At 66.9% G+C, this 12,037-nt stretch carries 9 protein-coding genes; all 9 read left to right on the top strand.

The window, feature by feature from the left end; translation table 11 throughout:
* Nucleotides 1-6 precede the first annotated feature (6 nt).
* Nucleotides 7-1,137 carry a deoxyguanosinetriphosphate triphosphohydrolase gene (locus H0U68_RS08070; protein ID WP_296354404.1) on the top strand — a complete coding sequence of 377 codons (1,131 nt, stop codon included), beginning with the start codon at nt 7-9 and terminating at the stop codon, nt 1,135-1,137.
* 68 nt (nt 1,138-1,205) lie between these two features.
* Nucleotides 1,206-1,853 (top strand): hypothetical protein, encoded by a 648-nt coding sequence (locus tag H0U68_RS08065; protein WP_296354403.1) that lies wholly within the window; start codon nt 1,206-1,208, stop codon nt 1,851-1,853.
* An 11-nt stretch (nt 1,854-1,864) separates the two neighbouring features.
* Complete coding sequence (locus H0U68_RS08060; RefSeq protein WP_296354401.1) at nt 1,865-2,407, top strand: DUF1415 domain-containing protein; 543 nt, start codon at nt 1,865-1,867, stop codon at nt 2,405-2,407.
* Entirely contained in the window at nt 2,404-3,282 is an 879-nt protein-coding gene (locus H0U68_RS08055) for an SAM-dependent methyltransferase (protein ID WP_296354400.1), read from the top strand. Before H0U68_RS08060 ends, H0U68_RS08055 begins: the two co-directional genes overlap by 4 nt.
* Nucleotides 3,283-3,315: 33 nt before the next feature.
* Entirely contained in the window at nt 3,316-4,017 is a 702-nt protein-coding gene (locus H0U68_RS08050; RefSeq protein ID WP_296354398.1) for a transposase, read from the top strand.
* 128 nt (nt 4,018-4,145) lie between these two features.
* Nucleotides 4,146-8,879: a glutamate synthase-related protein gene (locus H0U68_RS08045; protein ID WP_296354396.1), complete on the top strand. Its 4,734-nt coding sequence runs from the start codon at nt 4,146-4,148 to the stop codon at nt 8,877-8,879.
* A 17-nt stretch (nt 8,880-8,896) separates the two neighbouring features.
* On the top strand, nt 8,897-10,363 hold the full coding sequence (locus tag H0U68_RS08040) for a glutamate synthase subunit beta (RefSeq protein ID WP_296354394.1): 1,467 nt from the start codon (nt 8,897-8,899) through the stop codon (nt 10,361-10,363).
* A gap of 80 nt (nt 10,364-10,443) precedes the next feature.
* The gene (locus tag H0U68_RS08035; RefSeq protein WP_296354392.1) at nt 10,444-11,259 is read left to right on the top strand and encodes an ABC transporter ATP-binding protein; all 816 of its coding nucleotides are present in this window, start codon (nt 10,444-10,446) and stop codon (nt 11,257-11,259) included.
* Nucleotides 11,256-12,035, top strand: coding sequence for a lipid asymmetry maintenance ABC transporter permease subunit MlaE (mlaE, locus tag H0U68_RS08030; RefSeq protein WP_296354390.1), 780 nt, complete (start codon nt 11,256-11,258; stop codon nt 12,033-12,035). Before H0U68_RS08035 ends, mlaE begins: the two co-directional genes overlap by 4 nt.
* The last annotated feature ends 2 nt before the right edge of the window (nt 12,036-12,037 follow it).

The raw sequence follows: 12,037 nt of genomic DNA, 5'->3' as shown, positions 1-12,037 counted from the left end.
CCTGGCATGGCGCTCGCACCGTACGCCAGCGATCCCGCGCGTTCGCGCGGCAGGCGCTTTCCGGAGGCGCCGGCGCCCACGCGCACCGAGCACCAGCGCGACCGCGACCGGATCGTGCATTCCACCGCGTTCCGGCGCCTGGTCTACAAGACCCAGGTGTTCCTGAACCACGAGGGCGACCTGTTCCGCACGCGGCTGACGCATTCCATCGAGGTGGCGCAGCTGGCGCGCTCCATGGCGCGGCCGCTGGCGCTGAACGAAGACCTGGTGGAAGCGATCGCGCTGGCGCACGACCTGGGGCACACGCCGTTCGGCCATGCGGGGCAGGATGCGCTCAACGATTGCATGGCCGGCCACGGCGGCTTCGAGCACAACCTGCAAAGCCTGCGCGTGGTCGATGCGCTGGAGGAGCGCTACCCGCGATTCGACGGCCTGAACCTCACCTTCGAGACGCGCGAGGGTGTGCTCAAGCACTGCTCGCGCGCCAATGCGCAACTGCTGGAAGCCAGGGAGCCCAACGGCGTGGCGCGGCGCTTCCTGGACCGCACGCAGCCGGGGCTGGAGGCGCAGCTGTGCAACCTGGCCGACGAGATCGCCTACAACGCGCACGACATCGACGACGGCGTGCGTTCCGGTCTCATCACGCTGGAGCAGGTGCGCGGGGTCGAACTGTTCGACCACTACTGCCGCGAGACGCTGGGTGAGCATCCGCAGCTGCAAGGCCGCCGCCTGCTGTACGAGGCGATCCGCCGCATGCTGAGCGCCCAGGTGTACGACGTCATCGCCGCGACGCGGGTGGCGATCGCGCGCGCGGCGCCGGCGGACGCGGACCAGGCGCGCGCAGCGCCGCCGCTGGTGCTGTTCAGCGACGCCATGCGCGCGCGCTCGGCCGAACTGAAGCGCTTCCTGCTGGCCAACCTGTATCGCCACCCGCAGGTCATGGCCAAGACCGACCAGGCCAAGCAGGTGGTGCGCGAGCTGTTCGCCGCGTACCGGGAAGTGCCGGGCGAGATGCAGGCAGGCTTTGCCGCCCGCGCCGATGCGCCGCGCGCCGTGGCCGACTACATCGCCGGCATGACTGATCGTTTCGCGCTGCGCGAGCACGAGCGCCTGACCGGGCGCAAGCTGCCCCTGTAGGCTGGTTGGCCTGTCTCTCTCCCGTCCATCCCCTATCATCGGCCGCAAGTACGGGTGGATACATTTTCATGAGCTTTCTCAACCAACTGAAGTCGCAGGCCAAGGCGGCGCAGGGCCAGCGCGAGCAGCAGGACTCGCAACTGGAGGAGCGTGCCGCAAAAACCGAGGCCGCCTGCGATGCGGTGTTGTCGTATCTGAAGGATCTGGCGCGCCAGCTCAACGTGCTGCAGCCGTCCGCGCCGCCGTTCAGCCTGGACGGCAAGACGCCGTGGCCGGCGATGAAGCTGGTGGATTTCCGGGTGGACGCGCGCCGCAAGAGCGTGCGCGGCCGCGAGTCGTGCGCCTACATCGCCATGGGCGGGCAGGTGGTTCCGCAGATCGGCGAACCGGTGGCCGGCGTGGTCAGCGTCAACTTTCCGCCCGACCTGCAGCGCGTGGAGTCGCGCCTGGCCATGGGCCCGGTGAAGCACGACCGGCAGGAGGTGCGCGACCCGGCCAAGAACGTGCTGCGCGCGATCCGCTTCGAGTACATGACGCAGACGCGCGCCAGCGTGCACGTGACCGCCGAGCACGATGACGGCCAGCTCGCGTTCCGCCTGCTCAACACCGCGGGCTTCGAGATCGTCAACGCGCGCTGGCCGGCCGAGCGGGTCAACCAGTCGCTGCTGGACGAGCTGGCCAAGCGCATCGTGTCGGAACCCAGCCGGTTCGCGTGAGTCCCACGTCCATGCAAGCTGTTGTGGAGGCCACCCGCCGGTGGCTGGAGCGCGCCGTGATCGGCCTCAACCTGTGCCCCTTCGCCAAGGCGGTGGTCGTGAAGCAGCAGGTGCACTTCGCCGTTAGCTACGCACGCGACGTGCCGGGTGTGCTCGAGGACCTGGGGCGGGAGCTGGACGCGCTGCTGGCCTGCGTGCCGCAGCAGCGGGACACCACCTTGCTGATCGTGCCGCATGGGTTCGACGATTTCCTGGACTTCACCGCGCTCGTACAGCCGGCGCAGCGCCTGCTGCGCAAGCGCCGGCTGGAAGGTGTTCTCCAGCTGGCCGAATTCCATCCGCGCTATGTGTTCGCGGGCAATGAGGACGACGATCCGGGCAATCGGACCAACCGCGCGCCGTATCCCATCCTGCACCTGCTGCGCGAAGACAGCATCGACCGTGCGGTCAGCGCGTTCCCGGATCCGGCGGACATCTACGAGGCCAACGTCGCGACCCTTGAGCGCCTGGGCGCCGAGGGCTGGGCGGCTTTGGACGTGGGGCCGGCGCGATGACGGCGAAGCACAAGGAAAAGCAGAAGGAGAAGCCCGTGGCGGCGGAACTGCAGGAGTTGCGACCCGGCCAGTCGGTCGAGCTGCTGAAGGAGCTGCACGTCCTCACCCGCGAAGGGCGGATGAACCAGGACTCGCGCCGCAAGCTCAAGCAGGTCTACCACCTGTACCAATTCATCGAAAAGCTGTTGCTGGAGCTGCCGCCGTCGCCCGAAGGAGAAGGCCCGACGGTGGCGGACCATGGCGCCGGCAAGTCGTACCTTGGGTTCATCCTGTACGACCTGTTCTTCAAGCAGCGCGACGCGGGGCACATCTGGGGCATCGAGACGCGCGACGACCTGGTGCAGCGCTCGCGCGAACTGGCGGCCCGGCTCGGGTTCGCGCGCATGTCGTTCCTCAACATCAGTGCGGCCGATGCGGCCGATGTGCCGGGCCTGCCCGAGCGCTTCGACGTCGTCACGGCGCTGCATGCCTGCGACACGGCCACGGACGACGCCATCGCGTTCGGCCTGCGCAAGAACGCGCGCTGCATGGTGCTGGTTCCGTGCTGCCAGGCTGAAGTCGCCGCCTGCCTGCGGCAGAACAAAGCCTTGTCGCTGTCGCGCACCCCGCTGGCCGAGCTGTGGCGGCATCCGCTGCACACCCGCGAGCTGGGCAGCCAGCTCACCAATGTGCTGCGCTGCCTGTACCTGGAAGCCATGGGTTACCAGGTGACCGTGACCGAACTGGTGGGCTGGGAGCACAGCATGAAGAACGAGCTGATCCTGGCCAGACACACCGGCCAGCGCAAATCCAGTGCCGCCGAACGCCTGCGCGCCGTGCTCGCGGAGTTCGGCCTGCAGGACCTGGAGCGGCAACGCTTTCCAGCCCTCCAATAATTGGGGTCAGACTCCAATTTATGATGGGTCGATATGGCCCGTCTCCCACGCCTCACTGTTCCCGGTTACCCGCACCACATCATCCAGCGGGGAAACAACCGGCAGGCGATCTTCGCGTCGAATGCAGACTACGAGGTGGTGCTCGGCCTGCTGGACGAACACGCCAGGAAGCATCAGGTCGCGCTGCATGCCTATGTGCTGATGAGCAATCACTTCCATCTGCTGGCGACGCCCCAATCCGACGACGGCGTGCCGAAGTTGATGCAGGCCGTAGGACGCAGCTACGTGCGTTATTTCAACCAGCGGCATGCGCGCACCGGCACGCTGTGGGAGGGCCGCTACAGGTCCACCCTGATCCAGGCCGAGCGCTATCTTTTGGCGTGCATGGTTTACATCGATCTGAATCCGGTGCGTGCCGGGATGGTCGCCGACCCGGCCGACTATCCGTGGTCCAGCCACGCGCATTACGTCGGCAAGCGGCCCGACAAGCTGGTGACACCGCATCCGCTGTACTGGGAGCTGGGGAACACGCCATTTGCGCGCGAGGTGGCTTACCAGCAGCTCGTCCGCAGTGGTTTGTCTTCTGCGCAGCAGAAGGCGCTCACTGACTCGGCGATACGGGGCTGGGCTCTAGGAGAGCAGGACTATGTGCAAGACCTGCAGCGAAGGACGGAAAGGCGGGTCAGCAAGGGAAGGGCGGGGAGGCCACCGTTGCTTGGTCCTCTCGCAGATTAATCCGTCCCTAATTTACTTGGCAGTTAAGAGTTGGTAAATTAATTAGAATCTGACCCCAATTATTTTGCTTGGCGTTCGTGTTGCACTGCACTATCCTCGGGTTTCCCCGAGCTTTTCAGGAGTGCGCCATGACGACGGCCGCAGAGATTTCGCATCTTCAGGAACAAGGCCTTTACACCGGTGCCAATGAGCACGATGCCTGCGGCGTCGGCTTCGTCGCGCACATCAAGGGCGAGAAAAGCCACGAGATCATCCGGCAGGCGCTCAAGATCCTGGAGAACCTGGACCACCGCGGCGCGGTGGGCGCGGACAAGCTGATGGGCGACGGTGCGGGCATCCTGGTGCAGCTGCCCGATGCGCTCTACCGCGAAGAACTCGCCAAGCAGGGTGTGGAGCTGCCGCCCCCTGGCGAGTACGGTGTCGGCATGATCTTCCTGCCCAAGGAGCACGCCTCGCGTCTGGCTTGCGAGCAGGAACTGGAGCGCGCGGTCAAGGCTGAAGGGCAGGTGCTGCTGGGCTGGCGCGACGTGCCGGTGGACCGCGACATGCCCATGTCGCCGGCCGTGCGCAAGAAGGAGCCGGTGATCCGCCAGATCTTCATCGGCCGCGGCGACGACGTGATCGTGCAGGACGCGCTGGAGCGCAAGCTCTACGTCATCCGCAAGACGGCCAGCGCAGCCATCCAGAAGCTGCGGCTCAAGCACTCCAAGGAGTACTACGTCCCCAGCATGTCCAGCCGCACCGTCATCTACAAGGGCCTGCTGCTGGCCGAGCAGGTCGGCCAGTACTACCACGACCTGCGCGACGCACGCTGCATCTCCTCGCTGGGCTTGGTGCACCAGCGCTTTTCCACCAACACCTTTCCCGAGTGGCCGCTGGCCCACCCGTACCGCTACGTCGCGCACAACGGCGAGATCAACACGGTCAAGGGCAACTACAACTGGATGCGCGCGCGCGAAGGCGTCATGTCCTCGCCGGTACTGGCCGCCGACCTGAAGAAGCTGTACCCCATCAGCTTCCCCGACCAGTCCGACACCGCCACCTTCGACAACTGCCTGGAACTGCTCACCATGGCCGGCTACCCGCTGTCGCAGGCGGTGATGATGATGATCCCCGAGCCGTGGGAGCAGCACACGCTGATGGACGAGCGGCGCAGGGCTTTCTACGAGTACCACGCCTCCATGCTGGAGCCCTGGGACGGTCCGGCGTCCATTGTGTTCACCGACGGCCGCCAGATCGGCGCCACGCTGGACCGCAACGGCCTGCGCCCCTCGCGCTACTGCGTCACCGACGACAACCTGGTGATCATGGCGTCGGAGACCGGCGTGCTGCCGGTGCCGGAAAACCGCATCGTGCGCAAGTGGCGCCTGCAGCCCGGCAAGATGTTCCTGATCGACCTGGAACAGGGCCGCATGATCGACGACGAGGAACTGAAAGCGTCGCTGGCCAACGCCAAGCCCTACAAGCAGTGGATCGAGAACCTGCGCATCAAGCTCGACGACCTGTCCGATACCTCGGGCCAGGCACCCGGCAGCGAGGTCACGCTGCTGGATCGCCAGCAGGCCTTCGGCTACACGCAGGAGGACATCAAGTTCCTGATGTCGCCGATGGCGCAGGCCGGCGAGGAAGGCATCGGCTCCATGGGCAACGACAGCCCGCTGGCCGTGCTGTCGGACAAGAACAAGCCGCTGTACAACTACTTCAAGCAGCTGTTCGCGCAGGTGACCAACCCGCCGATCGACCCGATCCGCGAAGCCATCGTGATGTCGCTGGTGTCCTTCATCGGACCCAAGCCCAACCTGCTGGACATCAACCAGGTCAACCCGCCGATGCGGCTGGAAGTCAGCCAGCCGGTGCTCGACTTCGCCGACATGCAGAAGCTGCGCGAAATCGAAAAGCACACGCACGGCAAGTTCCGCAGCTACACGCTGGACATCACCTACCCGCTGGCCTGGGGCCACGAAGGCGTGGAAGCGAAGCTGGCGTCGCTCAACGCGGAGGCGGTGGATGCACTGCGCAGCGGCAAGAACATCCTGATCATCAGCGACCGCGGCGTGGGCGACGCGCAGGTGGCGATTCCGGCGCTGCTGGCGCTGTCGTCGGTGCACCAGCACCTGATCCGCGAGGGCCTGCGCACGACCGCCGGCCTGGTGGTGGAAACCGGCTCGGCGCGCGAGGTGCACCACTTCGGCGTGCTGGCCGGCTACGGCGCGGAGGCCGTGCATCCCTACCTGGCGATGGAAACCCTGGTGTCCATCCACAAGGACCTGCCGGGCGACTTGTCGGCCGACAAGGCCATCTACAACTACGTGAAGGCGATCGGCAAGGGCCTGTCGAAGATCATGTCCAAGATGGGCGTGTCCACGTACATGAGCTACTGCGGCGCGCAGCTGTTCGAGGCCATCGGCATCAACAGCGACACCATCGAGAAGTACTTCACCGGCACCTCCAGCCGCATCGAGGGCATCGGCGTGTTCGAGATCGCGCAGGAGGCGATCCGCCTGCACAAGGCGGCTTTCGGCGACGACCCGGTGCTGGCCGGCATGCTGGACGCCGGCGGCGAATACGCCTGGCGCACCCGCGGCGAAGAGCACATGTGGACGCCCGACGCCATCGCCAAGCTGCAGCACAGCGCGCGTGCCAACAACTTCGGCACCTACAAGGAATACGCGCAGATCATCAACGACCAGAGCCGCCGGCACATGACCTTGCGCGGCCTGTTCGAGTTCAGGATCGATCCGTCCAAGGCCATTCCGGTGGACGAAGTGGAATCGGCCAAGGAGATCGTCAAGCGCTTTGCCACCGGCGCCATGTCGCTCGGCTCCATCTCCACCGAGGCGCATTCCACGCTGGCCATCGCCATGAACCGCATCGGTGGCAAGAGCAACACCGGCGAGGGCGGCGAGGACCCGGCGCGCTACCGGCAGGAACTCAAGGGCATCCCGATCAAGGCCGGCCAGACCATGGCTGACATCATCGGCAGCGAGGCGGTCGCGGTCGACATTCCGCTGCAGGCGGGCGATTCGCTGCGCTCGCGCATCAAGCAGGTCGCCTCGGGCCGCTTCGGCGTGACGGCGGAATACCTGTCCTCGGCTGACCAGATCCAGATCAAGATGGCTCAGGGCGCCAAGCCGGGCGAGGGCGGCCAGCTGCCCGGCGGCAAGGTGTCCAAGTACATCGGCATGCTGCGCTACTCGGTGCCCGGCGTCGGCCTGATCTCGCCGCCGCCGCACCACGACATCTATTCCATCGAAGACCTGGCGCAGCTGATCCACGACCTGAAGAACGTGGCGCCGCATGCCTCCATCAGCGTCAAGCTGGTGTCCGAAGTGGGCGTGGGCACCATCGCCGCGGGCGTGGCCAAGTGCAAGGCCGACCACGTGGTGATCGCCGGCCACGACGGCGGCACCGGCGCCTCGCCCTGGTCGTCGATCAAGCATGCCGGCAGCCCCTGGGAAATCGGCCTGGCCGAAACCCAGCAGACCCTGGTGCTGAACCGCCTGCGCGGGCGCATCCGCGTGCAGGCCGACGGCCAGATGAAGACCGGCCGTGACGTCGTCATCGGCGCGCTGCTGGGCGCCGACGAATTCGGCTTCGCCACCGCGCCGCTGGTGGTGGAAGGCTGCATCATGATGCGCAAGTGCCACCTGAACACCTGCCCGGTGGGCGTGGCCACGCAGGACCCGGCGCTGCGCGCCAAGTTCGCCGGCAAGCCCGAGCACGTGGTGAATTTCTTCTTCTTCGTGGCCGAGGAAGTGCGCCAGATCATGGCGCAGCTGGGCATCCGCAGCTTCGACGAGCTGATCGGCCGCAGCGACCTGCTGGACACCCGCAAGGGTTTGTCGCACTGGAAGGCGCGCGGCCTGGACTTCTCCCGCCTGTTCGCGCAGCCCAAGGTGCCCGTGGAGGTGTCGCGCTTCCACACCGAAGCGCAGGACCACAAGCTGGACAAGAGCCTGGACCGCGTGCTGATCGAGAAGTCGCGCCCAGCCATCGAGCGCGGCGAGAAGGTGCAGTTCATCGAGGTGGCGCGCAACGTCAACCGTTCGGTCGGCGCCATGCTGTCGGGCGCGCTGACCAAGGTGCATCCCGAAGGCCTGCCCGACGACTCCATCCGCATCCAGCTGGAAGGCACCGGCGGGCAGTCGTTCGGCGCGTTCCTGGCGCGCGGCATCACGCTGTACCTGATCGGCGACGCCAACGACTACACCGGCAAGGGCCTGTCGGGCGGCCGCATCGTGGTGCGCCCGAGCATCGACTTCCGCGGCGTCGCCACCGAGAACATCATCATCGGCAACACGGCGCTGTACGGCGCCACCTCCGGCGAGGCGTTCTTCAGCGGCGTGGCGGGCGAGCGCTTCGCGGTCCGCCTGTCGGGCGCCACCGCTGTGGTGGAGGGCACCGGCGACCACGGCTGCGAATACATGACCGGCGGCACCGTTGTCGTGCTGGGCAGGACCGGCCGCAACTTCGCCGCCGGCATGTCGGGCGGCGTGGCCTACGTGTACGACGAGGACGGCCAGTTCGCCGGCCGCTGCAACACGGCGATGGTGTCGCTCGACCGCGTGGCCAGCGTCTCGGAGCAGAAGGCGGCCTCGGCCGGCACCAAGCTGCACCGCGACCAGGCCGACGAGACGCTGCTCAAGAAACTGCTGGAAGAGCACAACCGCTGGACCGGCAGCCGCCGTGCGCGCGAACTGCTGGACAACTGGCCGGTGGCCCGCACCAAGTTCGTGAAGGTGTTCCCCAACGAATACAAGCGCGCGCTGGCCGAGATGCACCTGCGCGACGTTGCACTCGCGAGCGACGGCAACGAAACCAAGCTGGCCATGCCGCACGACGAGCCGGTCGCGGCGAAATAAGAGGACGGACACGCACCATGGGAAAAGTCACCGGCTTCATGGAGTACGAACGCGTCGAGGAGGGCTACAAGCCCGCGCCCGAGCGCGTGAAGCACTACAAGGAATTCGTCATCGGCCTGAGCGACGAGCAGGCCAAGGTGCAGGGCGCGCGCTGCATGGACTGCGGCACGCCGTTCTGCAACAGCGGCTGCCCGGTCAACAACATCATTCCGGACTTCAACGACCTGGTGTACCGGCAGGACTGGGCCAACGCCTGGGCGGTGCTGGACTCCACCAACAACTTCCCGGAGTTCACCGGCCGCATCTGCCCCGCGCCCTGCGAGGCGGCCTGCACGCTGAACGTGAACGACGACGCGGTCGGCATCAAGTCGATCGAGCACGCCATCATCGACCGTGCCTGGGAACACGGCTGGGTGAAGCCGCGCGTCGCGCGCATCAGGACCGGCAAGAAGGTGGCGGTGGTCGGCTCCGGCCCGGCCGGCATGGCAGCGGCGCAGCAACTCGCGCGCGCCGGCCACGACGTGACCCTGTTCGAGAAGAATGACCGCGTCGGCGGCCTGCTGCGCTACGGCATTCCCGACTTCAAGATGGAGAAGTCCCATATCGATCGGCGCGTCGAGCAGATGAAGGCCGAGGGTGTCACCATCCGCACCGGCGTGATGATCGGCAAGCTGCCCAAGGACTCCAAAGTCACCAACTGGGCCAAGGACACCATCGCGCCCGAGCAGCTGCAAAAGGACTTCGACGCCGTGCTGCTGGCCGGCGGCGCCGAGCAGTCGCGCGACTTGCCGGCACCGGGCCGCGAGCTGGACGGCATCCATTTCGCGATGGAGTTCCTGCCGCAACAAAACAAAGTGAACGCCGGCGACAAGGTCAAGGGCCAGCTGCGCGCCGACGGCAAGCACGTCATCGTGATCGGCGGCGGGGACACCGGCTCGGACTGCGTGGGCACCAGCAACCGCCATGGCGCGGCGAGCGTCACGCAGTTCGAGCTGATGCCGCAGCCGCCGGAAGAAGAGAACCGGCCGCTCACCTGGCCGTACTGGCCGTACAAGATGCGCACCAGCTCCAGCCACGAGGAAGGCTGCGAGCGCGAATTCGCCATCGCCACCAAGGAGTTCATCGGTGAAAAAGGCAAGATCACGGCGCTGAAGACCGTCCGCGTGGAGTGGAAGGACGGCAAGATGGTCGAAGTGCCCGGCAGCGAGCAGGTGCTCAAGGCCGACCTGGTGCTGCTGGCCATGGGGTTCGTGAGCCCGGTGCAATCCATCCTGGAAGGCTTCGGCATCGACAAGGACGCGCGCGGCAACGCCAAGGCCACGACCGACTTCACCGGCGGCTACGCCACCAGCGTGCCCAATGTGTTCGCCGCCGGCGACATGCGCCGCGGCCAGAGCCTGGTGGTGTGGGCGATTCGCGAAGGCCGGCAGGCCGCGCGGTCGGTCGACGAATTCCTGATGGGATTCAGCGACCTGCCCCGCTGACGTTGGGCTAACTAACGCCTGTCGAAGAGTCTTTTGTAGAACAAGGACTTATCATCCAGGGTTTCCCCCCAATCCCCTGGATGACCGAATCCGACCCGAATGCGCTGGTCGAATGCCGCAACCTGAGCTTCGGTTACGGCCAGCGCCTGATCCTCGACGACGTGAGCTTCACCGTGCCCCGTGGCAAGGTGACGGCGCTCATGGGCGCGTCGGGCGGGGGCAAGACCACGGTGCTGCGCCTGATCGGCGGCCAATTGCGCGCCACACGCGGCACGCTGCTGTTCGACGGCCGGGAGGTCGGCACGCTGGACCAGAAAAGCCTGTACGCCATCCGGCGCCGCATGGGCATGCTGTTCCAGTTCGGCGCCCTGTTCACCGACCTGAGCGTGTTCGACAACGTGGCGTTCCCGCTGCGCGAGCACGCCGGCCTGCCCGAGGCGCTGGTGCGCGACATCGTGCTGATGAAGCTCAACGCCGTCGGCCTGCGCGGCGCGCGCGACCTGATGCCCGGCGAAATCTCCGGCGGCATGGCGCGGCGCGTGGCGCTGGCGCGGGCCATTGCACTCGACCCTGACCTGGTGATGTACGACGAGCCGTTCGCCGGACTCGACCCGATCTCGCTGGGGACGGCCGCGCAGCTGATCCGCCGCCTGAACGACACCCTGGGCATCACCAGCATCGTGGTCTCGCACGACCTGGAGGAAACCTTCCGCATCGCCGACCGCGTGATCGTGCTGGCCAACGGCAAGGTGGCGGCGCAGGACACGCCAGAGGAGATGCGCCGCTCCACCGATCCGCTGGTGCACCAGTTCGTGAATGCGGAGCCCGAAGGTCCGGTGCGCTTCCACTACCCCGGCCCCGGCGTGGCCGAGGATTTCAGCGCGGGGCTGCGATGAGCTGGGGACCCTCGGCCGTCGGCTTCGCGGTGCGCTCCCGGCTCGCCGGCCTGGGCTATGGGTCGCGGCTGTTCGTGCGCCTGCTGGCGCTGTCGGGTGCCTGCCTGCGCCGCTTCGGGCTGGTGCGCGACCAGATCCATTTCCTGGGCAACTACTCGTTGGCCATCATCACGGTGTCGGGCCTGTTCGTCGGCTTCGTGCTGAGCCTGCAGGGCTACTACACCCTGCAGCGCTACGGCTCGTCCGAGGCGCTGGGGCTGCTGGTGGCCCTGAGCCTGGTGCGCGAGCTGGGGCCGGTGGTCACGGCGCTGCTGTTCGCCGGCCGCGCCGGCACCGCGCTCACCGCCGAAATCGGGCTGATGAAGGCGGGCGAGCAGCTCTCCGCCATGGAAATGATGGCGGTCGACCCGGTGCAGCGCATCCTGGCGCCGCGCTTTTGGGGCGGCGTCATCGCCATGCCGCTGCTGACGGCGGTGTTCAGCGCGGTCGGCATCCTTGGGGGCTATGTTGTCGGCGTGCTGCTGATCGGGGTGGACCCGGGCGCCTTCTGGAGCCAGATGCAGGGCGGCGTGGACGTGCTCAAGGACGTCGGCAACGGCGTCATCAAGAGCTTCGTGTTCGGCGTGGCCGTGACCTTCATCGCGCTGCTGCAGGGCTACCTGGCGGTGCCCACGCCCGAAGGCGTCTCCCGCGCCACCACGCGCACCGTGGTGACCGCTTCACTCGTGGTGCTGGGCCTGGACTTCGTGCTCACCGCGATGATGTTCAGCCTCTGAGG

It is taken from the genome of Ramlibacter sp. (assembly GCF_013697775.1).
In the GTDB taxonomy this organism is placed as follows: Bacteria; Pseudomonadota; Gammaproteobacteria; order Burkholderiales; family Burkholderiaceae_C; genus Ramlibacter.
Note: the sequence above shows the minus strand (reverse complement) of the source record. Positions and strands in the feature narration are given on the sequence as shown.